Raw genomic sequence first — 26,874 nt, 5'->3', positions numbered from 1 at the left:
GTAATTTACTCCACGTGAGTCGAGCTTTATATATGTAATATGACCTCCATTATTGGGAGGTTTTTTTGTTTGGATTTTCTTATTTAATAATTCAAGCTTAAACAAAACAAAGAGCCCCTAAGGGCTCTTCATTCGGCGGTGCATTCGGTTTGTTAGGAAACAATCGGTCGTAACGATCAAGAAACCTGGCGTACGTACTGCTATCGCAATACTCGTGTTTCAGACAAAGGCCTTACACACAACCATCTTGCTTCTTAAATTACGTGATGAATCTCCAACATTAAATGTTCGGCTTCGTTGTCCAACGGAACCACACCTCTCTCGTGCACCGCCTAATTGTATTATGTGCATTAGTACGTTTTGTATACATCAGTCTGAAAAAAATCATTACAATTAGTGGACACGAGCCTTGGTAAGCTTCTTCCACTTGCGATTGTGATTGCTTGTTTCAGGGAAAGTTTCACCCCTTTGCAGGGTTACCCGTTTCGGGTTGTTAATTTCTGTATGAAAGCTCTTCTCACCAACCTCGGTGTACTCACCATCGTTTGGAGCTTTGTCTCCTGGTTCAAACTCGGTTTTTTCACCCATGATAAAACCTCCTTGGCATAATGGATTTCAATGTTACTTCTGTAGTGTGCTCCATTGGAGTTATGTTCATGTGTAATAAGAAGAGGGAACGTTTGCTTGCATTGAGACGGCATTTTTGTTATATTAATATAGTTCGAGTTTGTGCTCGTTCCTTGCTCTCAACCTAGATTGAGGGCCAGAGTCCATAAGGAGGTGAAAATTATGCGCAAATATGAAGTGATGTACATTATTCGTCCTGATGTTGAGCAAGAAGTTGTTCAAGCTACAGTCGATAAATTCCAAGGCATCATCTCCAACGGCGGTGGTGAAGTTACAGCTCACGACGTTATGGGTAAACGCCGTCTTGCGTATGAGATCAAGAAATTCCGTGATGGTGTTTATGTTCTGGTACACTTCACTGCTGAACCAGCAGTTGTTACTGAACTTGAGCGTCTCATGAAGATTTCTGACGAAGTTATTCGTTATCTCATTACAAACGACGTTAAGTCTGCTTAAGACAACTCGTGATCAACGCACCAATACGCTCTGAAGGAGGGGATTACATTGTTGAACCGTGTCATTCTGATCGGCCGGTTAACCCGGGATCCTGAGTTGCGTTATACTCCAGCTGGAGTAGCAGTTACGCAATTTACTTTGGCAGTGGACAGACCGTTTACAAGCCAAGGGGGAGAACGGGAAGCGGATTTCATTCCGGTCGTAACCTGGAGACAGCTTGCTGAGACTTGTGCAAACTATTTGCGCAAAGGACGCCTAGCTGCAGTCGAAGGACGCATTCAAGTACGGAATTACGAGAATAACGAAGGAAAACGTGTATACGTGACCGAAGTCATTGCCGATAACGTCCGTTTCTTGGAGTCAGCTAACCGTGATAATAACGGTGGCGGCGGTGGGCAACCGATGCGTGAAGAGCCTTCTTATGGAGGCGGCGGGCGCGCGAACAATAACAATAATTCGCGTAGCAACAATCAGGATCCTTTTTCCGATGACGGAAAACCGATTGATATATCGGATGATGATTTGCCATTTTAACGTGAATCGACACTCTTAGAGTGATTGGTTTAACGATAGGAAAGGACTGAAAAGCATGGGCTTCAAGCAAAGAGAAGGCGGAGACAACGATAAAAGACCGGCACGTCGTGGCGGCCGTAATAAACGTCGTAAAGTGTGCTTCTTCACAGCCAACAAAATTACTCACATCGATTATAAAGATACGGACTTGCTTCGTAAATTTATCAGCGAACGTGGAAAAATTTTGCCGCGCCGTGTAACAGGTACTAGCGCTAAATATCAACGCATGCTGACGATTGCCATCAAACGCTCCCGTCAAATCGCATTGCTGCCATACACAACTGAGTAGTCTTACTCAGTATGGATACAAAGCAGTCGGCTTATAGCCGGCTGCTTTTTTGCATATATTTACATAAAATAAAGGCAACTCCTTAATGGTAGGACGTGGAAGGTTGCGGTGATGAAGCAATTAACGCTCAAATGTTTTATAATAGAATCTATTGTAGTATTGGGTTAGTTGGTAGGTTGCGCTCAAACGAATATAGATTCCACCATCAGGAGAGAGTATGAATACAACGAAACGTAAAGTAAAACAGCAACGAAGGAGTAGTCTGCGATTCTGGATTGTAGCTACGTTGTTGCTTTCCATTATATATATCTGGCTACAGCAAAAAGGAGACACCTATGACATAAGGCCAGGAAATAACGTGCAAGAAGCGATACCAATTACAGGACTTCACCCGGTCGTAGCAGAAAGTGAGAAATTGTTGGTTCGGAAGGCGGCAAGGCGAGGAATAGAGATCGTAGTTACACACGGTTACCGTAGCATGGAGGAACAAGATGCGCTGTATAATCAAGGGCGTTCGAGTGCGGGCAGTATTGTGACCAACGCGCAAGGAGGAGACTCTTATCACAATTATGGACTAGCGATTGATTTTGCATTGCGTACTCCTGAAGGTGATGTGGTCTGGGACATGGATCGTGATGATAACGGGAATGGGCAGGCCGATTGGATGGAGGTTGTTGACCTTGCCAAGGAATTGGGGTTTACATGGGGCGGGGATTGGGCCAACTTTCCGGATTATCCTCATCTGCAAATGAACTTCGGACTTAGTATCAATGAATTAAAGCGTGGTAAAAGACCACCAGAACCCCATTGAACATTGGTATTATATATACATGTAACTGTATAAATATTAGAGATGCCTTGCATTTTGCAGGGCTTTTTTCTTTCTTTTGTAAAATAAATGATAAAAGATTACAATTTGCTCTTTACATACGCGAATAAATAAAACTATACTATAATAACTAGATTTTTCATTACGATACGGTAGATTATATAAAGCATAGCTGTGCTTGCATAATTTAGTTATTAATCAAATGTACTTCAAGATTGAAATCCACCTCTATACATCCCTCATACATGACATTATAATTGTTTATATAACAATATTTAACATTTAGTTATACATCTTATGTAATGTTAATGTAATATATTCAGAATGATCAAGCTTCTGCCTATTTTTCTCTGACCCATAAAAGGACACCCTGGTCTCTAAAACCCTTGATATTTACCTTTAAAGTATAACAAATATCCATAACTGTATTATTAAAAACATTTATACCAAAAATCTCAAAATAAGCATTGACGTCATCTAAATTTACACGTATGATTACATTAATTATTTTGCTTAATAATCCCGCTAGGAATTATCAACATTAATTGACCATCGGTCTAAATACCAGTACGGAAACTTGGTTTTCCTAATGAATTGGTATTTTGTATAAACTTTCGTTCATTATCTTCAAGAACATGGAAATATACAGAGAATGCATTCTTCTACACTTGAATACAGTCTGCAGAAATTATGGGGTTAGGGTGATTGATTTGAATACAGAGCTACTGGAAGTCAGAAATCTAACTACATCATTCAGAATTGAAGATGACTATTATGCGGCAGTGGATCACGTTAACCTTTCGGTTAAGAAAAATGAAGTGTTGGCTATTGTGGGAGAATCAGGATCAGGCAAAAGTGCTTTTGCATTTTCAATTATGGGGCTACATAACAAAGCTAAAATTGATGGTGAGATTCTGTACAAAGGGCAAAATATAGCGAATATATCGCCTAATAAGTTAAACAAACTCCGCGGTAAAGAAATGGGAATGATCTTTCAGGACCCACTTTCCGCACTAAACCCTCTGATGTTGATCGGTGACCAGATCGAAGAGATTCTGACATTGCATCAACCCAAGTTATCTTCGAAAGAGAAGAAAGACAAAGTTATTGATTTGCTTAACCAAGTAGGGATTCCACGTCCCGAACATATATACAAGCAGTATCCTCACGAACTATCGGGTGGTATGAGACAGAGAGTTGTTATCGCGATTGCGATTGCCAACAAACCTGAATTGCTGATTGCTGATGAACCAACGACAGCGCTTGACGTTACGATCCAACTGCAAATTCTGGAGCTTATCCGGGAATTGAAGAACGAGATTAACGCAGGAATCATCCTGATCACGCATGATCTGGGAGTGGTCGCCGAGATGGCTGATCGCGTAGCGGTCATGTATGCAGGTGAAATTGTTGAGATTGCAGATATCTATACTCTGATGACGAATGCCAAACATCCATACACACGTTCTCTACTAAACTCGATTCCTACCATTTCTGAAGAAAAATCGAAGCTTCATGTCATTCAAGGCATTGTTCCTTCACTGAAAAATCTTCCTCGCCAAGGGTGCCGATTCAAGGCTCGAATTCCATGGATAAGTGATTCGGCTCATGAAGAAAACCCACAGATGCATGAAATTGCTCCAGGTCACTTTGTACGGTGTACCTGCTACCAGCACTTTCATTTTCCTGATCAAGCTGAGGAGGAATAACATAATGGCACTACTCGAAGTAGAAGGACTCAAAATACACTTTCCAATTCGCGGCGGGTTGATCAAGCGTGAAATTGGCAACATCAAGGCAGTTGACGATGTGAGTTTCTCCATTGAGCAAGGTCAGACCTATGGTCTTGTAGGTGAGTCTGGCTCAGGCAAAACCACGACAGGCAGAGCCATTATCGGTCTGAATCATGTGACGGACGGGAGAATTCTTTTTAATGGAAGGGATCTGGCAAAAGAGAGGCGGAAAGATCGACAGCTGCAGCGGGATGTGCAGATGATCTTCCAGGACCCGTACTCTTCTCTTAATCCCAAGAAACGGGTAATCGACATCATTGCTGAACCGCTCCGCAATTATGAACGACTAACGGCTACGGAAGAGAAACGCCAGGTCAGAGATCTTCTGGAGAAGGTAGGACTGAGCCCTGAGTCGATCTATAAGTACCCTCATGAGTTTTCCGGAGGACAGCGGCAGCGGATTGGGATTGCTCGTGCGATTGCACTGAAGCCAAAGCTAATCATCGCTGATGAGCCGGTATCTGCATTGGATGTATCGGTGCAAGCTCAGGTGCTTAATTTCATGCAGGAAATTCAAAAAGAATTAAATCTGACCTATCTGTTCATCAGTCACGATTTAGGTATTATCCGTCATATGTGTGATGAGATTGGAATTATGTATAAAGGCCGATATGTGGAACAGGGCACAACCGATGATATTTTTGAGAATCCTCAACATATCTACACCAAGCGTTTAATTGCAGCCATTCCGGATATGGACCCAACCAAACGTGAAGAAATGGTAGCCTTCCGTCAACAGGTCAAATCCGAGTATGAACATTCATACCGAAATTTCTTTGATGAGGAAGGGCTGGCTTACTCGCTCCAATCCATTTCCGATACTCACCGAGTAGCTCTACCTCAGAAAGGTTGAAGACCATATGTGGAAAACGATAGTACGCAGAATTATCATTATGATCCCTCAGATCTTTTTGCTTAGCCTGTTGGTCTTTCTGATGGCAAAAGCGATGCCTGGGGATGCACTTACCGGATTACTCGACCCGAGTATTGACCCCAAAGCACTTGAGGAACAGCGGGAACGACTGGGATTAAACAATCCATGGTATGTGCAATATTGGGATTGGATCAAAAATGCTGCACAAGGCGATTTTGGACAATCTTTCCGATTCAAAATGCCCGTATCTGATCTGATTGGGCAACGTGTTGCCAATACGTTCTGGCTTGCGTTGGCTACACTTGTGTTAACTTATCTGATTGCCATTCCACTTGGCATTATCAGCGGACGTTACAACGATACTTGGTCCGATCGATTAATCACAGGTTACACTTACTTGGGCTTTGCAGCCCCGTTGTTTATCTTCGCATTGGTGATGTTGTGGATTTTTGGATTCCATTTTGGTTGGTTCCCAACCGGGGGAAGTGTGGAACCTGGACTTACGCCAGGTACGTTCAACTATGTAGCTAGCAAATTCTATCATCTATTATTACCGGCATTATCAATGGCATTGATTACAACGGTATCTACCGTTCAATATTTGCGTAGTGAAATTATCGATATCAAGCACAAGGAATTCGTTCTTACTGCGAGAGCCAAGGGCGCCTCGGAATCCCGAATCTACAATAGGCATATTTTAAGAAATTCCCTGTTGCCGATCGCCGCATTTTTCGGTTATGAGATTACGGGACTTATCGGCGGTACCATCTTCATTGAAAGCATATTCAGTTATCCGGGTATGGGACAGTTATTCCTGAATTCAATTTCCCTTCGGGATTTCAGTGTGGTGACCGCACTTGTCCTGTTATATGGCATAGCTACAATCCTGGGATCGCTGTTGTCTGACATTATTCTGGGAATTGTTGATCCACGTATACGGATCAAGTAAGAACTTGAAGATTTCGGGGTGAAAATAAGATGAGCAAGACCAATGATGTCGTTATAACTTCACAGAAGATTGATAAGAGCCCCTCCAGCCTGAGTATCTTGTGGAGGGAGCTTGTCAGAGATAAGGTGGCACTAATCTCGCTCATATTTTTGGGACTGGTCATACTGCTGGTCTATGGCACTTCTTTGATCCTGGATCAAGCGGAGATTGTTAAGGTCGACTTGTTCGCATTATATGAACCACCTTCTGCGCAATATTGGCTAGGGACAGACTACGGTGGTCGCGACGTATTTGGACAACTGGTCATCGGTACGCGTAACTCTCTAACCATTGGTATTATCGTAACGCTAATGACTGGATTTATAGGTATATTGATCGGTCTGTTATCCGGTTACTTCGGCGGAATGATCGATAACCTGTTCATGCGCGTTGTAGATTTCTTTATGATTCTTCCGATGCTGATGATTGTTATCGCGTTTGTAACAGCAGTGCCCAAATATAATATTGTATCTTTCTCATTGATTATGACAGCCTTTCTCTGGATGGGAATTGCCAGGTTGATCCGCTCCAAGGCATTACAGGAACGGGAGCTGGACTATGTAAAAGCTTCAAAAACATTAGGCTCTTCCCATCTGAAGATCATGCTCTCACAGGTTCTTCCTAATCTTAGCTCCATTATCATCGTAACGATGACGCTAAACCTCGCTGCCAACATTGGCCTCGAATCCGGGCTGTCTTTCCTGGGATTTGGTTTTCCCGAAAGCACACCCAGTCTTGGAACACTCGTAAGCTATGCTCGTAATCCGCAAACACTGGAATCCAGATGGTGGATATGGCTACCCGCGTCAGTACTTATTCTGGTATTGATGTTGAGTATAAATAATGTCGGACAGGCCCTGAAGCGTGCGACTGATGCAAGACAAAGAAGAGGTTAAAAAAAGGGAGGAAAGGTTCATGAAAAAGGGAATTTTTTCAAGGGGACTATTTTTCACGATGATGTTGGTCTTCGTACTGGCGCTTGCGGCGTGCTCGGAGAAAGAGGCGGCGACACCAACGCCTTCTACGAACACAGGAGAAACAAAAACGGAGGAAAAGCCTGCTAAAGAAGAGGGCGTTTACTCTATCGAAGATTTTAGCAATGTCAAAACGAATGAAGGCACTGCAATTGAGGGTGGATCCATCACATACGGACTTGTATCCGATACAGCCTTTGAAGGAACTTTGAACTTTAACTTCTACTCCGGTAACCCGGATGCAAATGTTCTACAATGGTTTGATGAAGGTTTGCTGACTTGGGATAAAGACTATGTATATACCAACGATGGTGCAGCAACGTATGAAACATCGGAAGATGGCAAAACGTTCACACTGACCATTCATGATAATGTTAACTGGCATGATGGCAAGCCAGTAACAGCAGAAGATCTGCAATTTGCTTACGAAGTCATCGGTAACAAGGCCTATGATGGTCCTCGTTACGATTCCAACTTCACAAGTGTAGTAGGTATGGATGAATACCATGCTGGAAAAGCAAAAACGATCTCTGGAATCAAAGTTCTTAGCGACAAACAAATCAGCATCACATACAAGGAGTCTACACCTTCCCTGTTAACAGGTGGCGTGTGGACATATCCGCTGGCTAAACATATCTTTGGTGATATGGATGTAGCCAAGATGTCTTCTTCCAAAGAAGTACGTGAGAAACCAATCGGTTTTGGTCCATTTAAAGTGGAAACGATCACTCCAGGAGAGTCGGTAACCTTCGTTAAAAACGATGACTACTGGCGTGGAGCTCCAAAACTGGACAAAGTGACTTTGAAAGTAATCAACCCAACAACGGTTGTTCAAGAATTGAAATCTGGCGGGGTAGACCTCGTGGATTCATTCCCGACAGATCAATATAAAGACAATGCCAATATGTCCAACGTTGAATTCCTGGGCACGATCGATCGTGCATACACGTACATCGGTTTCAAACTGGGTACATGGGATGAAGCCAATGGAAAAGTGGTAACAAACCCGGATGCAAAAATGGCTGACAAAAATCTGCGTAAAGCGATGTGGATGGCAGTAGATAACGACCAAGTTGGTAAACGTTTCTATAACGGTTTGCGCTGGAATGCAACAACGCTGATTCCACCGTCTCACCCAGAATTCCATGATTCGAACAATCCGGGTGTAACTTACGACCCTGAAGCAGCGAAGAAATTACTGGACGAAGCAGGTTACAAAATGGATGGTGAATTCCGTACGAAACCAGACGGTTCCCCACTTGAAATCAACTTTGTATCCATGACAGGTGGCGACACGGCTGAACCACTGGCACGTTACTATGTTCAATCATGGGCAGCAATCGGTCTGAAAGTAAACCTGGAAATGGTTGAGTTCAACAACTTCTATGATCGTGTAGGTAACACGGGTAAAGATGATCCAAAAATTGACGTGTATCAAGCTGCTTGGGGCGTTGGTATTGACGTAGACCCAGCAGGTCTGTATGGCCGCGATGCACTGTATAACTTCTCCAGATTCTCTAGTGAAGAAAACGACAAATTGCTGGCACAAGGTGTATCTGCTGAAGCATTTGACGTAGACAAACGTAAAGAGATCTATAACCAATGGCAGCAGTACATGGTTGATGAAGTTCCTGTATTCCCGACTTTATACCGTGCAGAAGTAGTGCCGGTGAACAAACGTGTAATGAACTATGCGATTGGCGATGGAACGGGTATCTACCTGAATGATCTGGCTGTTAATGCAGATAAAGCGGTTGTAGCTGAGTAATAAAAACTCTGTATAACTTTAAGTGTCCTGATTTCAGTAAAAGGTTACTTTCAATTACGTAGCAACGGTAGGGATTGGGGTCCTTTTAAGAGTTCGGTTGCTAGATCTAATTAAAAAGTGCTTCTAGGTTATGATAGAAAAAGTCTTGAAAAACATGGATTCTGTACACTCTGGCATGGGGGTATGGAGTCCATGTTTTTTATGGTTACAAAAAAATAAAAAAAATTTAACTTTTTTTATAAAAATTGCAGACAAAATGCCTCTTCACTTCGTCTATATCAGTAAGAGGTGATTTTCTGATGAGAATATGGTGGAAACGGGCAGGAATGCTGCTGGCTCTGCTGGTCATTATATATGTGGGTTTGAAACCGGACATGCTGGTAGGCAAACCCGGAATCAAAGCTGAAGCGGCAGTACTAATGGATATGAACTCCGAACAGATCCTAATCAACTATAATGGTTCCGAATCTATTGCACCTGCAGGGATCAGTAAATTGATGACAGAACTGCTTGTGATGGAAGCTGTTATCAACGGAGAGGTGCGTTGGGACGATCCAGTTAATATTAGCTTGTATGCGAGCTCGGTAGGAGGCAACCATCTGGCTTTGAAACAAGGAGAACAGTTCACTGTACAGGAACTATTCCAGATTGTAGCCGTCTATTCCGCGAATGATGCTGCCGTTGCTCTGGCTGAACATATCAGTGGGACAGAGCAAACTTTTACACAAAAGATGAATCAGAAGGCGGCGGAATTAGGATTGTCTGATAAGACAGTGTTTACCAATTCAACAGGTCTAAGTGAGAAGCGGCTTGGCCCCAATCATCCAAAGGAAATACAAGGGCAGACCGTAATGACTGCTGTAGATGCATGCAAGCTTGCACGTTATCTGCTCCATAATCACCCTGAATTCTTGAGCGTATCCAGCCAGATGCAGGTGTCGATGCACCAAAAGGGAATGTACATGAGTAACACCAACTGGATGTTGTCTTCCATCGGTGGACCATATGCCTATGATGGAAATGATGGATTGAAGACCGGTTATGATGAGGCCTCCGGATATCACTTCGTTGGAACAGCAGAGCGGGATGGCAAGCGGCTGATTTCAGTTGTGCTGGGTTCGGATAGTCAAGAAGGGCGTTTCATCGAAACGCGCAAGCTGTTCAATTATGGTTTTTCCGGTTCTAAGTAGACCATATTTCGAACATTACTTGACGGTGTTATACAACCCGTACTCCGTAATCGATATTCGAGGTGCTCTACGCTGTTAACCTGTGGTTGAGCATGGTAAAATGATTTACGTATAATCCCAAATTATCTTGTAATTCACTTTAAGAGGGGGAATTGGTTTGAACGCAATGAGTAAAAAGGTATATGCTCTTACGCTTAGCATGGCGATGTCCATCGCTCTGATTCAACCAGCGGTCCAGGCAGCAGAAGCGGTTAAGCCGACGGCGACAGTCGCAGAAACCATTGCTTCGAAGGCAACACAGACACTACAGCAACTGGGATACATAGACGGCATAACAGATGGAATGAAAGAGTCACAAACACCAATTACTCGCGCCGAGGCGGCAATCATTCTACAGCGTGTACTTAAACTGGATGCTCCAGCCTCTCTTACAGGCTTCGCAGATGTTCTGGCCAAAGATGAAGCTGCGCCCGCCATTTACGCGCTGAAGCAAAGCAGACTTATTCAAGGACAGGCCAAAGGATATGCACCAGATGCAGCTCTCACAAGAGCACAGATGGCATCGTTGTTTACTCGGGCATTTGAACTGAAGGATAATGGCATTCAGGTTGTATACAGTGATATGGAGCAGATTCCGAAGGTACATACGGAGGATGCCATTCGTCTGAAGCAGCATTTTATTATTGAAGGCAGTGCGTTTAACGCCAAAAAATCTGTGACCCATGGTGAGTTCGCTGATGCGCTGTACCTCGCTCTTGGACTTGATGTGCAGTCAGAAGGTCTTACACCTCTGGAAGACTTCTTCAAACAGCCGGCTCAAGCAGGATTCCAAATGTCTCCGGATGGTAAACATCTGGCTTACATGGAGCCTTGGAACAATCGAATGAATATTGTGGTGAAAGAAAATGGTCAGGACAAGCCGGTACGTATTACAGGTGAGACAGAGCGCAGCATAGCTGCATTTGTGTGGGCAACGAAAGATAAGCTACTGTATGTAAAAGATGAAGCTGGGGATGAGAACTATCATATTTATGTAACGGATATCGATGGCAAAAACAGCAAGGATCTGACCCCATATCCGAATACAAGAGCGATCCTGGTAGACTCTCTGGAGAATATTCCGGATGAGATTCTTGTGGGAATGAACAAACGTGATCCTCGGATCTTTGACGTGTACCGGATTAACATCAAGACAGGTGAGGCTGTGCTTGCTGCAGAGAACCCGGGCAATATCACGGGCTGGCTTACGGACCATGAGGGTAAAATCCGTGTGGCCATATCCAGTGATGGTAATGTCTCGTCGTTGATGTATCGTGAATCGGAAGATAAACCATTTGAGAATTTGATGACCACCAAACTTGGAGAAACATTTGCTCCGGTGATGTTCACGTATGAAAACAAAAACATCTATGCTGTATCCAATTTGGATCGGGATAAAACAGCTATTGTCGAATACAACCCAAGCAGCAAAAAAGTAACGAAAACCATCTATGAAAATAAAGATGTGGATGTATCCAGTTTCGTTCCTTCTAAAGAAAAGGGCACTATCCTTGCAGCTGTCTATGAGACGGACAAGTTGAACTATGAATACTTCGACAATGATTTCAAAAAAATGATGCAGGATATTCAGGTAAAGGTTCCAGGTAAAGAAGTGAGTATTTCAAACATAAGTGGTGAAGGCCAGGTTCTGTTTGTTGCGTATAGCGATAAATCGATGGGTACCTATTACTTTTACGATTCCAAGACGGGTAAGCTGGATAAATTAGCTGATGCGGCTCCTTGGATCGATGAGAGCAAAATGTCGGATGTAAAACCTATTACGTATAAGTCGCGTGATGGCTTAACGCTTCATGGTTATCTGACATTGCCAAACGGTGCTGAAGCTTCCCAATTGCCGCTGGTTGTTGTTCCGCATGGGGGTCCATGGGCTCGAGATTCGTGGGGCTTTAGCCCGGAAATCCAATTTCTTGCAAGCCGTGGCTATGCCGTACTACAGGTGAATTTCCGTGGGTCGACCGGATACGGAAAGGCATTCCTGGATGCCGGGAATAAAGAGTGGGGGAAAGCTATGCAAGATGATCTCACAGACGGCGTAAACTGGCTGGTTAAAGAGGGAACAGTTGATCCGAAGCGTGTAGCCATCTATGGTGGGTCATACGGCGGATATGCCGCTCTCGCAGGATTAGCTTTTACACCGGATGTCTATGCTGCAGGCATTAGCTATGTTGGTCCATCTAACCTGTTCACTCTGCTCGATTCACTACCGCCATATTGGGAGTCCGAGCGCAACATGTTCTATGAACGCATGGGTGATCCAGAGAAAGACAAGGAGCTGCTGACAGCTGTCTCACCACTGTTCCATATCGATCAGATGAAAGCTCCATTGTTCGTAGTCCAGGGTGCCAATGATCCACGTGTCAAACAGGCGGAGTCCGATCAGATTGTGGAGGCTCTGCGCAAACGTGGCGTGGATGTGCCATATATGTTAAAGGCCAATGAAGGACATGGATTCGCCAATGTGGAGAATCAGCTTGATCTGTACCGTGCAATTGAGAAATTTCTGAATCGACATCTGATGGAGCAATAGTAGTAGAGTTAAAAATGAAAGCCGCCCGCAGGTTCCGAAGAATCTGTGGGACGGTTTTATTTTATGGAGCAGGGATTAAACAGATGGAGGTAACATAGTATTGAATTGACATAAGGAATCCATCTCATTTAAAATGACCAATGAGTCATAATTGTTTAATCAAGTTTAATATATATGTAACATTCCAGCCTTACGCTGCTAAATTGCATTCTGATCGGGAGGAAACATGTGATGCAAAAACAAATGAAGTGGCCGCTTATCCTGTTTGCTATTGGGGTGTTTATGGCTGCGCTGGATAATGGGATTATTACCTCGTCCCTAACGACTCTAAATGCATCGTTTGGAGTGTCACCGACTTGGGGAGCATGGACAATCACGCTCTATACGCTGGGACTTGCGGTGAGTGTGCCGATTGCAGGTAAGCTCTCCGACCGTTATGGTCGCAAGAAGCTGTTTCTGATTGAAGTGGCTCTCTTTGGGGTTGGGTCATTGCTTGTAGCACTAAGCACATCATTTACCTTCTTCCTGATCGCTCGTGTCATTCAAGCGTTAGGTGGTGGCGGCATTTTCATTATTGCCAGTTCGTATGTACTGAGTAAGTTCCCCGCAGAACGGCAGGGTACAGCGCTGGGTCTGCTGGGTGGCATGAACGGTGTTGCTGCGATTCTGGGACCGAATATTGGTGCTTTTATTCTGGATATTACAGGGAATTGGCATTGGTTGTTCCTGATCAACGTACCGATCGCCATTTTACTGTTTATTGCAGGCATCCGTTATATTCATGAAGAACAGGAACTGAGCCGTTCGGCGGTAGACTGGAGTGGTATCGCGGTCTTGACGCTTGGCGTGCTCAGTCTGATGTATAGCTTCAGCAACCTGGACGGTGTAAATATGCTGCAAAGTCTCGGCTCACCGATGTTCTACGGCTTCTTCCTGGCAGGTGTGGTCATTCTGGTTCTCTTCTATTTTCTTGAAAAAAGGCTGGAAGGATCACAACGTGAGCCTGTCGTATCCACTCAGCTTCTGGGCATCGCGTCCTTCCGTTGGACACTGTTGATCGCTTTTTTCTCGGGTGCCATTCTCGCATCCGTAATCTTCATTCCAGGTTTTGTTGAACAATACCTTGGGGTATCCAACACAGCTTCTGGCTATTGGTTTACACCGCTTGCTCTGGCTTCCGGGATCGGAGCGGGTGGAGGCGGTTATCTTGTGGACCGCAAAGGGCCGATCTGGACGTTATCGGTGGCCGGACTGTTATCCGCTATTGGCTTCCTGTTATTCCCGCTATGGGTAGAGCATATCTGGCAGTTTGTAATTGCGAGCATACTCGTAGGGGTCGGCTTTGGCATGATGCTGGGAGCACCAGTGAACGTGCTGGTTACCGAGCAGGCGGGTGATAACAACAAGGGTATCGCAGTCGCAACCAGTTCCCTGTTCCGTCAGATGGCTATGGCAATTGCGCCTACCATTTTTGCCGGCTTTCTTGCTCGCTCCTTCTCTAACCTGGGCACGAACATTCAGAGTGGACTTGCAGATCAGGGCATTCAAGTGCCACCTGAGGTGCTTCAGCAATATGCCTCCGGCGTCAGTGCAGCGTCAGGCAGCGATCTCTCCAGCCTAACAGAAGGCCTGTCTCAAATCCCTGATCCGGGCATTCGGGATGTATTGTTACAAGCTGTTCACCATACGACAGGCCAGGGTTATAGTGGACTGTTCTGGTCGGCAGTCATTTTCAGTATACTCACGCTGGTGGCGGCGCTTATTACAGGACGTCTGCGTCATAACGAGAAGAGGAATCTTGTGGAGACAGCATCAACGAGATAAATGAATAAATAGTTCATATGAATAGAACAGTGCCCTTTTTTGATCCCCAAAAGGACACACTGTTCTGTTCAATTTAACCGTATTGTAACTTTTCATCATCCAGCAATGATTACAATAGAACGAGCGTGAGCGGTATCCTCTTTCAAATAGAGAAAACTTCAGAGGACACCGTGTCATAGGCCATCGCCAAAGTTTAATGATGTTTAGCAGGAATGAAGAGCAATTCATTTTGACAGAGAAGAAGGAATCGATGGATGACAAGCAGAACTAAAGATAAGAAGAAGAAACGAAGAAAAGGTCTATATATAACGCTCGTATCGCTCGTAGTTTTGTTAATCGGGGGCTATTTGTTTCGCCAGCAGCTTGCTGTAGCAGCCTTCGATCTGTTTCTTGCTAGTTCGGTAGAAGATCAGTTGTCCCGTTCCTATGTGCCCCAGGAAGGCAATAACACACCTGATCCCACTGTTTATCGCAAAGAACCGTTCTCAGTGTTGTTACTAGGCTCGGACAAACGTGCCTATGAGAAGACGCGTGGTCGCTCAGATACGGTCATCTATGCCGTTGTTCGTCCGAAAGAATCCCGTGTGCTCCTGGTATCCATTCCTCGTGACACGTATGTGCAGATTGTTGGACGAGATGCGAACAAGGATGGTGAGGATGATTATGACAAGCTCGCGCATGCCTACGCTTTCGGTGGGGAGAATATGTCTATCAATACGGTGGAGAAGTTTCTCGATGCGGATGTAGGTTACTATGCAACGATTAACTTTGACGGGATTAAAAAAGTGGTTGATGCACTTGGCGGCGTGAAGCTGCCCATTGATGAGGACATTGTGAACAAGAACCCGGAACATGTGCAGTTCACGATTGAAGGTGGTAAGCCGATCTACGACGGACAGGAAGCACTATATTATGTACGATACCGTGAGGATAGCGATTTTAATCGGACCAAGCGGCAGCAGATTTTCCTGAATGCGATGGCAAATGAAATGCTTAACCTCAACGCCATCGGTAAAATTCCGGAGTTGATTCAGATTATGGGGGACAGCTTCCAGACGGATATGCAGCCTTCCTTTATTATTGATCTCGCCAAACAGGTACTGACTCAGGAGAAACCGCAAATCTCAAGCTTCACCATTCTGGGCGAGGGGATGCGGAAAGACGGAATTTATTACGGCAAGGCAGATGAGAAAGACGTCCAATATGCCAAAGAGCTGATTAACAACTGGATGGATCAATCGACCCCAGCCGGTGAAGTGATGATTCCTGACCGGCAGCAGATCGAGTAACCAATTCCATACAGACGTTATGTTTCAGACAACAATCAGCAGTGCGTTTATTGGCGGGCTGCTGTTTTTTTTTACTTTGTAGAAGAAATCATGTCCTTTTGGAACATCTTGCGTTCTGATTCGTACTATGTAAGTTGAGCGAGAAAAGTTGAACGATGAAATTCACAAGGAGGATACGTAAGGGTATGAACATCGCATTTTTTTTGCTGCCCAAACAAGAAGTTACATGTGTAACGTCGGATTCTACTCTGCGGCAAACGTTGGAACGGATGGAATATCATCGGTTTACGGCGGTGCCCATTTTGAATAAGGAAGGCAAATATATCGGCACAGTAACCGAAGGTGACCTGCTGTGGTATATGAAGAACTCTGAGGGAAAGATTTCATTTGAAAACGCTTCAAAATTTCTGCTCAAGGACGTTCCGCTTCGACTCGATATCAAGCCAGTATCCATTGACGCTAATATGGAGGATCTGATCAATCTGGCTAAAGTCCAGAACTTTGTACCGGTTGTTGATGATATGGAGCGTTTCATTGGTATTGTAAGACGGAGTCAGATCATTGAATATTGCGAAGGTATTGTGTCCAAGGAATCCATAAAGGCTAAGTAAGTCGTACAAATTTCATATTTGTTGCCGTATCGCGGATAATCAAAGCCGTCCGGTATCATGTTAAACTTAAGATGAGCTGAACAATAGCGAACTTAAATGAATTTTCTAGTAATGAAGAGATGATTTGTTGTACGGGGTTCCCGCAAAGTACCTAGATGAGTCTCGGAGGATGACTCCGCTTTTTGGGGTAATTTTGCGGCCCCCCTTTTTATGCTATAATGGAGAATAAAGCTTTTTCGGGGAGAGTGACTTTCGCCAATATGCCTAAAGAACTGGATGTAGCCAAACGCGCTAAAGTGATTGAATGGCTGAAAACCGAAGTGCTTGATCAGGTATCCCGATTATTCAAAGCGTTGTGGGAAGGAAGTACGACCCGGATCGGGGACAGTCTCGCCAGCTTGATGATGAGTAGTTACATATTGGGCCGCAGGCTCGGTATTCCTTTCAAGGATTTGGATGCACTGCTTGTTGAGAAATTGAGAAAGCATAAACAGGAAGGTCACCAGCTGGAAGACTGGTACCAGGATATTTCCGCGCTAGAAGATCACATGCGTAAGAGGTGAATTTGTTGAAATTTAGCTTTAAATCAGCTGTCTGGAGCGTCGTTTATCTGCTCTTGCTACTTTCGCTGTTAACGCCTTTATCGGTCTTGGCCATATTTTTCATGATGATTCCAGGAGTGATTTTGTTTGCTTCTCTATCGGTGAAATCATTTATATGGCATCTCGTCCCTGTGGCGATTATTTTGACTGTGTTTAGTCCCATTTATCTGTTACTACTGCTATTGTTCACCCTGCCGGCCATCATCATGGGCAATGCGTACAAGAAAAAGAAATCGGCCCTGTTCGCACTAATGGCGGGAAGTGGAGCCATGCTGGCCGAATATCTGCTGCTCCTGTTGATTGGAAGTGTAATCTTCCAATTTGATTTGTCGAGTTATATTGATGATGTGGTCAGGCTGACCATTGAACCTCTGACGAATACATCCAACCAGATGGTAAATGGGTTTGCATGGACACCTGAAATGACTCAGGATGTCGCTCGGCAGACACAACTTATGATTCCATTCGCCTTGGTGGTCACGTCCCTGGTCATGGCTCTAATTACACATTTGATTGCCCGTCCAATTCTGAATGTCATGGGCGTTATTGTACCTAAATTTCCACCTGCGCGTGAATGGCGTATGCCGCGTGCCCTGATCTGGTATTATTTCCTAGCATTGTTGTTCGAAGTTATATCCAGACAGAGTGACGGAACGTACTGGACCATGATTGCCATGAATCTGTCGCCTCTGATTAACCTCGGCTTCATGATTCAAGCCATCGGATTCTTTTTCTTTCTCTCGCATGCAAAGAAATGGAATCCGGTTGTACCGTATTTGCTGGCGGCAGCCGTATTCTTTATCGGACCGCTGCGGATTATCGGGATTATCGATCTGGCGTTCCCGCTTCGCGAGGCAATATCGAAACCAAAACGATAGGGTGATGAGTCATGCCTAAATTTCTCAAGAAACGCTGGCACGGCTACTATACCGTATGGGCGTTCATACTGCTGCTACTGCTTGTTATGTTCGTGACCATCTATAATTGGGAGCTTGGTTTGATTAGTCTGATACTCGCTTCGGCGCTGGGAATCGTCATGATTAAGGCGGAACTCGCGTTCCGCCGTGAGCTTAACGACTATATTAATGGCCTGTCCATCCGGATCAAACGGATGGAGGGGGAAGCGGTCAGCATGCTCCCATTCGGTATTGTGCTGTATAGCGAAGATCGTACGGTAGAGTGGCACAATCGCTTCGTCGCAGACATGTTCCAGGAGAAGACGATGGTTGGCAATCCGCTGCAAAATTTGTTTCCCAAACTTCCTCAACCAAAAGAGAAGAAGGATGGGTCCAAGGAGCCGTCCAAGGAACTTCATGATGAATTTCAGTTGGACGATCGGTATTATGGAGTTATTCATAATCCGCAGGAGCGGTATGTATATGTATACGAGATTACGGAGCTAGCCATTCTCCGTGACAAATATGAGAATGAACGTATTGCACTGGGAATTTTGGTGCTGGATAACCTGGACGAAGCAGCTCAGGGCATGGACGATCAGCAGCGAACGGCGCTGATTGCTCGTGTGACGAGTGAGATAACATCTTGGGCGAAGCGGTATGAAGTATATCTGCGTCGCCTGTCCTCTGATCGTTACCTCATGATGTTAAACCATAAGTCTTTACAGGAGCTGGAGCAAAGTCGGTTCATCATTTTGGATGAAGTCCGGGAGATGACTGCTGATCTTAAGGTGCCGATGACCCTAAGTGTTGGACTGGCATTCGGTTCGGATAGCATCAGTGAGATGGGTGAACTGGCTCAGTCCAGTCTGGATATGGCACTTGGCCGCGGTGGCGATCAGGCTGCCGTGAAGTCGGGCCAGCGGTTATCCTTTTACGGTGGAAAGTCCAACGCGGTGGAGAAACGTACACGGGTAAGAGCCCGGGTTATTGCCCATGCGTTGCGTGATTTGATGCAAGAGAGCGATCGGGTCATTATTATGGGACACAAAATGCCCGATATGGATGCGATTGGTGCCTCGATCGGGGTATGGAAGGCCGCGAGCTTGTATAACGTGGAGGCACGAATCGTGCTCGACGGACCTAACCCATCCATCGAACGCCTGATGGAACAGGTGAGCAAGGATGAGAAGTTGTCCAAAGCATTTGTATTACCGGAACAGGCGACCCAGATGATGACAGAGCATACCCTGCTTGTCGTTGTTGATACACACAAAGCATCCATGACAATGGAGCCAAAGCTGGTTCAATCCGCTACACGTGTAGTGGTCGTGGATCACCATCGTCGGGGTGAGGAATTCATCAACGATGCAGTTCTGATCTACCTGGAGCCATATGCTTCCTCGGCAGCAGAACTGGTGACGGAGCTTCTTCAGTATATTCATGACAAGGTGCAATTCACTCCGCTGGAAGCGACGGCGCTATTAGCCGGAATCACGGTGGATACGAAGCATTTTGCACTCCATACGGGTTCGAGAACGTTTGAAGCCGCAGGTTTCCTGCGTCGTAGTGGTGCAGATACCATTATGATCCAGCGGCTGATGAAGGAGGATCTGTCAGAATATATTGCTAAGGCAGAAATCATAAAGCATGCTAAAATGGTATACGGGAACATTGCGCTGGCGGTCACGGACCCTGGCAGCAAGATTCCACAGATGATGATCGCCCAAGTGGCGGACATCTTGCTCAATATGACCGACGTGGTCGCTTCATTTGTTATTAGTGAACGTCCGGATGGGCTGATCGGTATCAGCGCGAGATCACTGGGGCGAATGAATGTTCAGGTGGTTATGGAACGACTGGGCGGTGGCGGGCATTTGACGAATGCTGCCGTGCAGCTTGAAGGAACGCTTGGAGAGGCGGAAAAACGGCTGACGAACGTACTGGCTGAAATCGAAAAGGAAGAGGGTTTGTTCGAATGAAAGTCATTTTTATAAAAGATATGAAGGGTCAAGGCAAAAAAGGACAAGTGAAGGAAGTATCTGAGGGTTACGCACAGAACTTCCTTCTGCCACGGGGAATCGCACGTCCAGCAACAGACGGAAACATGAAAACACTGGATAACCAGAAGGCTGCAGAAGATAGACGCAAACAGGAAGAGAAGGCAGAAGCGGAAGCACTCGCCAAAAAGCTGGAAGCAGAAACAACCGAATTGAAAGCTAAATCCGGCGAAGGCGGTCGTCTGTTTGGTGCAATTACAAGCAAACAAATTGCAGAAGCTCTGGCAGCGAAAGGTCTGAAAGTCGACAAACGCAAAATTGAACTGGACGAGCCTATTCGCACACTCGGCGTAACGCAAGTCACCGTCAAGGTTCACCCTGAAGTGAAGGCTACCTTGAAGGTACAGGTAACGGAGGAGTAAGATGGGCGGCGAAATGTTATTCGACCGGATTCCCCCACAGAACCTGGAAGCCGAACAGGCTGTGCTGGGTGCAATCCTGTTGCAGGGCGAAGCCCTGATTACAGCGATGGAACGGGTGCAAACCGAGGATTTCTATGATAAACCCCATCAATTAATCTTTGAAGCGATGATCCAGCTTGGCGAGGGAAATCAACCGATTGACCTCGTGACACTGACTTCGCTTCTGAAGGATAAAGGCGAGCTGGAGGACATCGGCGGCGTCAGTTATCTGGCGAAGCTGGCTCATGGTGTACCAACCGCCGCCAACGTGGATTATTACGCGCAGATTATTGAAGAGAAATCCATGCTGCGTCGCCTGATTCGTACCGCTACCCAGATTGTGAGTGAAGGATACACGGGCGGTGAGGATGTTGCGGCTATGCTAGGAGAAGCAGAGCGGCGCATTCTGGAGATTTCCAACCGACGCTCCAGTAGCGGTTTTATAGCCATTCAGGATGTACTGATGGAAGTATTCGATCGTGTAGAGACGCTGCATCAGAACAAGGGCACTACAACGGGCATTCCGTCCGGTTTCATCGATCTGGACAAGATGACCGCGGGATTCCAGCGGAGTGACTTGATCATTGTAGCGGCACGTCCATCTGTAGGGAAGACCGCCTTCGCCCTGAATATCGCTCAGAACGTAGCGATTCGGGCGCAGGAGACGGTTGCGATATTCAGTCTGGAGATGTCAGCCGCACAGCTCGTACAGCGTATGATCTGTGCAGAGGCCAATCTGGATGCGGGTGTTATGCGTATGGGTGACTTCAAAGGTGATGAAGATTGGCAGAAGCTGACGATGGGCATTGCAGCCTTGAACGAAGCAAACATCTACATTGACGATACGCCAGGGATCACGGTGGCCGACATTCGTGCCAAATGCCGTCGTCTCAAGAAAGAGAAAGGCCTTGGCATGATTCTGATTGACTACCTTCAACTGATTAGTGGACGCGGTAAAGCTGGCGAGAACCGTCAACAAGAGGTATCGGAGATCTCGCGTACACTGAAACAGATTGGCCGGGAACTGGAAGTTCCAGTTATTGCCTTGTCTCAGCTGAGCCGGGGGGTAGAGCAGCGTCAGGATAAACGTCCGATGATGAGTGACTTGCGGGAATCAGGTTCGATCGAGCAAGATGCCGACATCGTAGCGTTCCTGTACCGGGATGACTACTATAATCAGGAGACCGAGAAGAAAAACATTATCGAGATTATTATCGCCAAACAGCGTAATGGTCCGGTAGGTACGGTGGAACTGGTCTTCTTGAAAAACTTTAATAAATTCGTTAACTATGAGCGGGCACATAATGATGCCTTTGCCATGTAGGGGACAGGCACAGACTGCTTCGATATGGAAGTGAAATCGTCTGTCCTGGCATCAACCATTAGATCATATGAACTCATAAATACGTTGCGAATACGAGATATAGCGTTGAATTGGAATACGCATGGTATAACCGGGGTTAGCCGTCAAGCAAGCTTTGACTGGCTTCGCCGGTTTTTTGCGTCGGAATTTGGGGTCAATTCCGAACATTAGGGTTTGTCTATATCTAATTGTTCGCCATTTGATTTGACTTTGAAAAAAGGGACTGGTACACTAGTACTGCTGCGTTAAAGTAGCGAAAACCTTCCCTTGGATGTAAATAGAGGGGGATTTTCACTGTCCGTTAGCACGCTTCTCCGCTGGTAATTTCACTTCTAATTCCTGCCGAGATAGAGGACGGACAGACCAATACAAAGGTGCGCAAGGCACCCACGGAGGTATGTACGATGTCAACGGTAGTTGTAGTGGGAACGCAATGGGGAGACGAAGGTAAAGGCAAGATTACGGATTATTTGGCGGAATCCGCAGACGTGGTTGCTCGTTACCAAGGCGGTAATAATGCAGGACACACGATTCTGATCGATAACAAAAAATATAAACTGACGATGATTCCATCGGGTATCTTCTACACGGATAAAGCATGTGTAATTGGTAACGGCATGGTTATCAACCCGAAAGCACTCATCGAAGAAATTAACTATATTCATGACAATGACTTTACGACCAAAAACCTGTCCATCAGCGAACGCGCACACATCATCCTGCCATATCACATGGTATTGGATGCATTGGAAGAAGAGAGCAAAGGCCCGAACAAAATCGGTACAACAGGCAAGGGAATTGGTCCATGTTACATGGACAAATCAGCCCGTATCGGTATTCGTATGGTTGATCTGCTCGATGCTGAAGAGTTCGAACTGAAGCTGCGTCATTTGGTCAAAGAAAAGAACCGCGTCATCGAGCAAGTTTATGGCGGCGAGCCTGTAGATGTTGAAGAAATTCTGAAAGATTACCTGGGATATGCAGAAATTCTGCGTCCGTATGTACGTGATACATCGGTTGTGCTCAACGAATATATCGATGAGGACAAAAAAGTATTGTTTGAAGGCGCACAAGGCGTAATGTTGGACCTTGATCAAGGAACTTATCCATTTGTTACTTCATCCAATCCGTCTGCAGGCGGGGTATGTATCGGTTCTGGCGTTGGCCCGGCTCGTATTCAGCAGGTTATCGGTGTGGCTAAAGCCTACACAACACGTGTAGGAGATGGTCCTTTCCCGACAGAGCTGCATGATGCGATTGGTGACCAAATCCGTGAGACGGGACATGAGTACGGTACGGTAACTGGACGTCCGCGTCGTGTCGGCTGGTTCGACAGTGTCGTTGTTCGTCACGCCCGTCGTGTTAGTGGCATTACAGGTCTTTCCTTGAACTCTCTGGATGTAATGACAGGCCTGGAAACGGTGAAAATCTGCACGGGATACAAATTCCGCGGCGAGGTTATCACTCACTATCCAGCAAGCCTGAAAATGTTGGCAGAATGTGAAGCGGTATACGAAGAGCTTCCAGGCTGGAGTGAAGATATCACTGGGGCGAAGAATCTGGAAGATCTGCCTGTGAACACACAGAACTATGTGAAACGTGTTTCCGAACTGACAGGCATTCCAATTGCGATCTTCTCCGTAGGCCGTAACCGTGAACAAACGAACCAGGTTCTTCCAATCTACGAGTAATTGAAGAGAAGAAGTGAAGAAAGAATTGAATTTTAAGCTGCTGTTGAAGCAGAATAGAGCTCCAGTTGTCGCTTGAATAGCGATGGCTGGGGTTTTTTCGCATGGTACCCTGATATAATCCTCGAATTTCCGTCAATACTGGTTAACAGTAGACTCATAGGCCCTGCATATCGAATGGTATAGGGGGTCGGAAATCGGAGGGAAACGGGTATGAAGTTGCTTCAATGGTTCATTAAAGTATTGCTTACCGTGCTGCTGGTCAGTTCACTGACTCTGCTGACAACCGGATTAATTGTTCAGTCTTATGTCAAATCGCTGCTGGCGAGTTTCAATATACAGTGGGAGGGCCAGCCGATGGGGCTAACGGCCATGTTTCAGGGGGCACTGGGAGGTAAGTCCGGTGAAGAGAAGAAGCAGGGAACGGGGGGCACGACAGATCAGCCGGCAGGAGCGGAGGAGGAACACGTTCCAGAAGATGCGATATCGGTTATGGGCAATGGGACAGAAAAAGGAGAATCTGGTGACACAGGCAACAGCTCAGGAGAATCTACGGGCTCAGACCAGGGTCATGGAGCAGATTCAGGAACAGACACATCGGCTACGGGATCGAGCTCAGAGGGGAACTCAGACAAGGGAACAGACGCGGATGCCAACACAAATGCAGGTACTGGTTCAGGTACAGCAACGGGTAAAGGTACAGCATCAGGCAACGGAGCTGGTACAAATTCCAATGGTACAGGTTCGTCGGGTAATGATGAGATTGTGGTATCTCCAGATGACATTACTGGCAAGAAGGACAAGCTGCCACTGGAGGAAAAAGAGAAAATATTCAGCCTGTTGATGAACAAACTGCCCCAGAAAGAGATGCAGCAGATCTCAGGCGCTATGGAAGGCGGTCTGACTGAACAGGAGCTGAGCGATATTGAGCAGGTGATCTCCAAGTATCTGACTAGTGAGGAGTATGACAACCTGATGGAGGTCCTCCAAGCTGAGTGAGCCGAGTTACATGCCTGCCTTGAATGGATTTTCATATTAGAGTCATTCGATACGGTTGCGTGGAAATCATGTAGGAGAGCAATCTAGCAAGGGTCCCTTGAAAAGTCCACTCGGGAAATAATAGCATAGCGGCAATCCAAAAAAACGTAAAGTCCTTCACCGGATCTGATCTGGTGGGGATTTTTGAATTTGTATTTTTATGAAAATAAAAACAATTTTCAGTGGGTCTTAGAACCTAGTCTCAAAAAGTGACCAAAAGTACATAGTATGACTGAGATAGAGGCATAATGGGTAAGAATACTGGCCTGCTATCTTGTGGATAATATAGGAAAACCATGCGTGGTGCGGCTTTGCACTGTGACGAGTAGAGTTGAAATGAGTGTAAAACCTGTGTTAAAGTATACGGGTGTGATTAAAGGTTAAAATTTTGACACTTTTAAGAGCGCAGCCAAAGTCCTGATTTTCGGACGCCCGAATACAAATATCGACAAGCATAGGACAGGCACAATGGGTGTTGTCTTAACAGAAATGCGAACTAAGAAGTGCTGAAAAGGAGAGAATCATGAAAGGTTTCAGAGGCATACGCCAACCGGGCAAGAACCGGGAACACGAACAATCCGGGGAACACCGGACGGCCGAAGACAAAAACAACATGAGCATGTCCAACTTCAGTGGTAATAAAAAGCGCGTTCTGGCCTCGCGCAAATGGATCATTACAGCAGCATGCGGTTTATTCATCGCTGCATCGATCGGATTCGCAGGCAAACAATACGTTGCTGCAAACACTGTCCCGTATTATAAAGTGACGGTTAAAGGAAATGAGATTGGCACCATCACGGATGAGGCACAATTACAGAAATTATTTGCAGACAAAACTGAGGAATTCCAAAATAAATATCCAGAAGCGGAAATGGTGCTGAACACAGACGGCATCACGACTGAAACTATTAAAGCATACAAGCCCGTTGTGAACAGTGATGAGACACTGGACAAGCTCGGAGACATGCTTACCGCTTACGCCAAGGGTGTAGAGCTCAAGGTAGACGGTGAAGTGATCGGCATTGTGAAGGATCAGGCAACAGCAGACGCGATTCTGGAACAAGTGCAGAACAAATACATATCGGCATCGGCTGTACGCAGTTCGTTCAAGACGAAGTCGGTATCTGCTAACGCCTCCAAGAAAGCAGAGGGGCCAAGCACTACGCTAAAATCCGTGGGTATCAAGGAAGATGTGGCGACAGATGTGGTGAAGGCTGATCCAAACAAAATATGGGATGTGTCCGAGGCGGTTGAAGCTTTAACCGTTGGTAAAGACGCGCCCGTAACCTATGTCGTGCGTGAAGGAGATACGATCTCATCCATCGCTGCCAGATACGAAATTACGCAGAGCGAAATTCGCAAACATAATCCGGGCATCAAAGAAACGTCGCTGCAAATTGGGGACGAGCTTACGCTGACCGTGCCAAAACCCGCCGTTACTGTTAAATCGGTGGAGCAGGTGGTTGAACAAATTGAGATTAAACCGCAGGTGGAAGTACGCAAAAGTGCTGAGCTCAAAGCAGGCACAACAAAAGTGGTGCGTCCAGGTCAAAGTGGTCTGAAAAGCATGCAATATCGAATAACGAAGGAAAATGGTGAAGTCGTTCAGGAAGAATGGCTAGGCCAAGAAGTCATCAAAGCAGCGGTTACTGAAGTGGTCCTGAGTGGAACCAAGGTAGTTGGTGAAGGTACAGGTGAGTTCGCTTGGCCCGTATCGAATGCTACGATGAGCAGCAGCTTTGGACAACGATGGGGTCGTCAGCACAAAGGGGTTGATCTTGTCGGTAACCGGGACGTGAAAGCGTCTGATGAGGGCGTGATTACTTTTGCAGGACAGAAAAGTGGTTATGGCAATGTTATTATTATTAACCATCGTAATGGATACGAAACCCTTTATGGGCACTTGAACAGCATTGGCGTTAAGGTTGGACAAGTCGTCGAGAAAGGCGAAAGCATCGGCGTAATGGGCAACACGGGCCGTTCGACCGGAACGCATCTGCATTTCGAGATTATCAAGAACGGAACAGTGGAAAATCCGTTGACATACTTGAACTAGTTTTATATTGCAATCTAAGGCAAGGTTGGCACAGGATGCTGGCCTTGTTTTTTGCTGCTGTAAAATTTTTTCAGTTTGGGGTCCACATTGACCCTGAT

At 45.8% G+C, this 26,874-nt stretch carries 23 protein-coding genes; 22 read left to right on the top strand and 1 reads right to left on the bottom strand.

Annotated elements, in window-relative coordinates:
- Positions 1–393: 393 nt before the first annotated feature.
- Positions 394–588, bottom strand: coding sequence for a YjzC family protein (locus JNUCC31_RS14550; protein WP_192272158.1), 195 nt, complete (start codon positions 586–588; stop codon positions 394–396).
- Between the two features lie 201 nt (positions 589–789).
- Between JNUCC31_RS14550 and rpsF the strand changes: the two genes are divergently transcribed.
- From rpsF to JNUCC31_RS14440, 22 genes are all read left to right on the top strand, one after another.
- Positions 790–1,083 (top strand): 30S ribosomal protein S6, encoded by a 294-nt coding sequence (gene rpsF, locus JNUCC31_RS14545; RefSeq protein WP_024629534.1) that lies wholly within the window; start codon positions 790–792, stop codon positions 1,081–1,083.
- Between the two features lie 48 nt (positions 1,084–1,131).
- Positions 1,132–1,617 carry a single-stranded DNA-binding protein gene (gene ssb / locus JNUCC31_RS14540; protein WP_024629535.1) on the top strand — a complete coding sequence of 162 codons (486 nt, stop codon included), beginning with the start codon at positions 1,132–1,134 and terminating at the stop codon, positions 1,615–1,617.
- A gap of 55 nt (positions 1,618–1,672) precedes the next feature.
- Positions 1,673–1,945 (top strand): 30S ribosomal protein S18, encoded by a 273-nt coding sequence (rpsR, locus tag JNUCC31_RS14535; RefSeq protein ID WP_017691433.1) that lies wholly within the window; start codon positions 1,673–1,675, stop codon positions 1,943–1,945.
- 217 nt (positions 1,946–2,162) lie between these two features.
- Positions 2,163–2,756, top strand: coding sequence for a M15 family metallopeptidase (locus tag JNUCC31_RS14530; protein WP_192272156.1), 594 nt, complete (start codon positions 2,163–2,165; stop codon positions 2,754–2,756).
- 728 nt (positions 2,757–3,484) lie between these two features.
- A complete protein-coding gene (locus tag JNUCC31_RS14525; RefSeq protein ID WP_192272154.1) occupies positions 3,485–4,483 on the top strand; it encodes an ABC transporter ATP-binding protein in 999 nt (332 codons plus the stop codon).
- Positions 4,484–4,487: 4 nt separating this feature from the next.
- The gene (locus JNUCC31_RS14520) at positions 4,488–5,420 is read left to right on the top strand and encodes an ABC transporter ATP-binding protein (protein WP_323374381.1); all 933 of its coding nucleotides are present in this window, start codon (positions 4,488–4,490) and stop codon (positions 5,418–5,420) included.
- A 7-nt stretch (positions 5,421–5,427) separates the two neighbouring features.
- Positions 5,428–6,390 (top strand): oligopeptide ABC transporter permease, encoded by a 963-nt coding sequence (gene opp4B, locus JNUCC31_RS14515; RefSeq protein ID WP_192272152.1) that lies wholly within the window; start codon positions 5,428–5,430, stop codon positions 6,388–6,390.
- A 29-nt stretch (positions 6,391–6,419) separates the two neighbouring features.
- Positions 6,420–7,325: an ABC transporter permease gene (locus JNUCC31_RS14510; RefSeq protein ID WP_192272150.1), complete on the top strand. Its 906-nt coding sequence runs from the start codon at positions 6,420–6,422 to the stop codon at positions 7,323–7,325.
- A 19-nt stretch (positions 7,326–7,344) separates the two neighbouring features.
- Positions 7,345–9,171, top strand: a complete 1,827-nt coding sequence (locus JNUCC31_RS14505) for an oligopeptide ABC transporter substrate-binding protein (protein ID WP_192272148.1) — start codon at positions 7,345–7,347, stop codon at positions 9,169–9,171.
- 299 nt (positions 9,172–9,470) lie between these two features.
- On the top strand, positions 9,471–10,361 hold the full coding sequence (locus JNUCC31_RS14500; protein ID WP_192272146.1) for a D-alanyl-D-alanine carboxypeptidase family protein: 891 nt from the start codon (positions 9,471–9,473) through the stop codon (positions 10,359–10,361).
- 166 nt (positions 10,362–10,527) lie between these two features.
- Positions 10,528–12,948: a S9 family peptidase gene (locus tag JNUCC31_RS14495; RefSeq protein WP_228469728.1), complete on the top strand. Its 2,421-nt coding sequence runs from the start codon at positions 10,528–10,530 to the stop codon at positions 12,946–12,948.
- A 231-nt stretch (positions 12,949–13,179) separates the two neighbouring features.
- The gene (locus tag JNUCC31_RS14490) at positions 13,180–14,772 is read left to right on the top strand and encodes an MFS transporter (protein ID WP_192272142.1); all 1,593 of its coding nucleotides are present in this window, start codon (positions 13,180–13,182) and stop codon (positions 14,770–14,772) included.
- A gap of 254 nt (positions 14,773–15,026) precedes the next feature.
- Positions 15,027–16,061: an LCP family protein gene (locus tag JNUCC31_RS14485; protein ID WP_192272140.1), complete on the top strand. Its 1,035-nt coding sequence runs from the start codon at positions 15,027–15,029 to the stop codon at positions 16,059–16,061.
- 185 nt (positions 16,062–16,246) lie between these two features.
- Positions 16,247–16,672 carry a CBS domain-containing protein gene (locus tag JNUCC31_RS14480; protein ID WP_192272138.1) on the top strand — a complete coding sequence of 142 codons (426 nt, stop codon included), beginning with the start codon at positions 16,247–16,249 and terminating at the stop codon, positions 16,670–16,672.
- A 260-nt stretch (positions 16,673–16,932) separates the two neighbouring features.
- The gene (locus JNUCC31_RS14475) at positions 16,933–17,235 is read left to right on the top strand and encodes a MazG-like family protein (RefSeq protein WP_192273015.1); all 303 of its coding nucleotides are present in this window, start codon (positions 16,933–16,935) and stop codon (positions 17,233–17,235) included.
- 5 nt (positions 17,236–17,240) lie between these two features.
- Complete coding sequence (locus JNUCC31_RS14470) at positions 17,241–18,152, top strand: DUF2232 domain-containing protein (protein WP_192272136.1); 912 nt, start codon at positions 17,241–17,243, stop codon at positions 18,150–18,152.
- An 11-nt stretch (positions 18,153–18,163) separates the two neighbouring features.
- Entirely contained in the window at positions 18,164–20,152 is a 1,989-nt protein-coding gene (locus tag JNUCC31_RS14465) for a DHH family phosphoesterase (RefSeq protein WP_192272134.1), read from the top strand.
- The gene (gene rplI, locus JNUCC31_RS14460) at positions 20,149–20,592 is read left to right on the top strand and encodes a 50S ribosomal protein L9 (protein WP_192272132.1); all 444 of its coding nucleotides are present in this window, start codon (positions 20,149–20,151) and stop codon (positions 20,590–20,592) included. The genes JNUCC31_RS14465 and rplI overlap by 4 nt, the downstream gene beginning before the upstream one ends.
- 1 nt (position 20,593) lies before the next feature.
- Positions 20,594–21,955: a replicative DNA helicase gene (gene dnaB, locus JNUCC31_RS14455; RefSeq protein WP_024629551.1), complete on the top strand. Its 1,362-nt coding sequence runs from the start codon at positions 20,594–20,596 to the stop codon at positions 21,953–21,955.
- A 443-nt stretch (positions 21,956–22,398) separates the two neighbouring features.
- Positions 22,399–23,685 (top strand): adenylosuccinate synthase, encoded by a 1,287-nt coding sequence (locus tag JNUCC31_RS14450; RefSeq protein ID WP_192272130.1) that lies wholly within the window; start codon positions 22,399–22,401, stop codon positions 23,683–23,685.
- A gap of 210 nt (positions 23,686–23,895) precedes the next feature.
- A complete protein-coding gene (locus JNUCC31_RS14445) occupies positions 23,896–24,681 on the top strand; it encodes a hypothetical protein (RefSeq protein WP_192272127.1) in 786 nt (261 codons plus the stop codon).
- Positions 24,682–25,243: 562 nt separating this feature from the next.
- Positions 25,244–26,776 (top strand): peptidoglycan DD-metalloendopeptidase family protein, encoded by a 1,533-nt coding sequence (locus tag JNUCC31_RS14440; RefSeq protein ID WP_192272125.1) that lies wholly within the window; start codon positions 25,244–25,246, stop codon positions 26,774–26,776.
- The last annotated feature ends 98 nt before the right edge of the window (positions 26,777–26,874 follow it).

The sequence above is a fragment of the Paenibacillus sp. JNUCC-31 genome, assembly GCF_014844075.1.
Lineage (GTDB): Bacteria > Bacillota > Bacilli > Paenibacillales > Paenibacillaceae > Paenibacillus.
The sequence above is the reverse complement of the archived record's forward strand: the minus strand, read 5'-3'. Positions and strand labels throughout refer to the sequence as shown.

Coding starts and splice junctions, on each gene's coding strand:
- JNUCC31_RS14550 (WP_192272158.1), bottom strand. CDS start 588: ATGGGTGAAAAAACCGAGTTTGAACCAGGAGACAAAGCTCCAAACGAT.
- rpsF (WP_024629534.1), top strand. CDS start 790: ATGCGCAAATATGAAGTGATGTACATTATTCGTCCTGATGTTGAGCAA.
- rpsR (WP_017691433.1), top strand. CDS start 1,673: ATGGGCTTCAAGCAAAGAGAAGGCGGAGACAACGATAAAAGACCGGCA.
- JNUCC31_RS14530 (WP_192272156.1), top strand. CDS start 2,163: ATGAATACAACGAAACGTAAAGTAAAACAGCAACGAAGGAGTAGTCTG.
- JNUCC31_RS14520 (WP_323374381.1), top strand. CDS start 4,488: ATGGCACTACTCGAAGTAGAAGGACTCAAAATACACTTTCCAATTCGC.
- opp4B (WP_192272152.1), top strand. CDS start 5,428: ATGTGGAAAACGATAGTACGCAGAATTATCATTATGATCCCTCAGATC.
- JNUCC31_RS14510 (WP_192272150.1), top strand. CDS start 6,420: ATGAGCAAGACCAATGATGTCGTTATAACTTCACAGAAGATTGATAAG.
- JNUCC31_RS14505 (WP_192272148.1), top strand. CDS start 7,345: ATGAAAAAGGGAATTTTTTCAAGGGGACTATTTTTCACGATGATGTTG.
- JNUCC31_RS14500 (WP_192272146.1), top strand. CDS start 9,471: ATGAGAATATGGTGGAAACGGGCAGGAATGCTGCTGGCTCTGCTGGTC.
- JNUCC31_RS14495 (WP_228469728.1), top strand. CDS start 10,528: ATGAGTAAAAAGGTATATGCTCTTACGCTTAGCATGGCGATGTCCATC.
- JNUCC31_RS14490 (WP_192272142.1), top strand. CDS start 13,180: ATGCAAAAACAAATGAAGTGGCCGCTTATCCTGTTTGCTATTGGGGTG.
- JNUCC31_RS14485 (WP_192272140.1), top strand. CDS start 15,027: ATGACAAGCAGAACTAAAGATAAGAAGAAGAAACGAAGAAAAGGTCTA.
- JNUCC31_RS14480 (WP_192272138.1), top strand. CDS start 16,247: ATGAACATCGCATTTTTTTTGCTGCCCAAACAAGAAGTTACATGTGTA.
- JNUCC31_RS14475 (WP_192273015.1), top strand. CDS start 16,933: ATGCCTAAAGAACTGGATGTAGCCAAACGCGCTAAAGTGATTGAATGG.
- JNUCC31_RS14465 (WP_192272134.1), top strand. CDS start 18,164: ATGCCTAAATTTCTCAAGAAACGCTGGCACGGCTACTATACCGTATGG.
- rplI (WP_192272132.1), top strand. CDS start 20,149: ATGAAAGTCATTTTTATAAAAGATATGAAGGGTCAAGGCAAAAAAGGA.
- dnaB (WP_024629551.1), top strand. CDS start 20,594: ATGGGCGGCGAAATGTTATTCGACCGGATTCCCCCACAGAACCTGGAA.
- JNUCC31_RS14450 (WP_192272130.1), top strand. CDS start 22,399: ATGTCAACGGTAGTTGTAGTGGGAACGCAATGGGGAGACGAAGGTAAA.
- JNUCC31_RS14445 (WP_192272127.1), top strand. CDS start 23,896: ATGAAGTTGCTTCAATGGTTCATTAAAGTATTGCTTACCGTGCTGCTG.
- JNUCC31_RS14440 (WP_192272125.1), top strand. CDS start 25,244: ATGAAAGGTTTCAGAGGCATACGCCAACCGGGCAAGAACCGGGAACAC.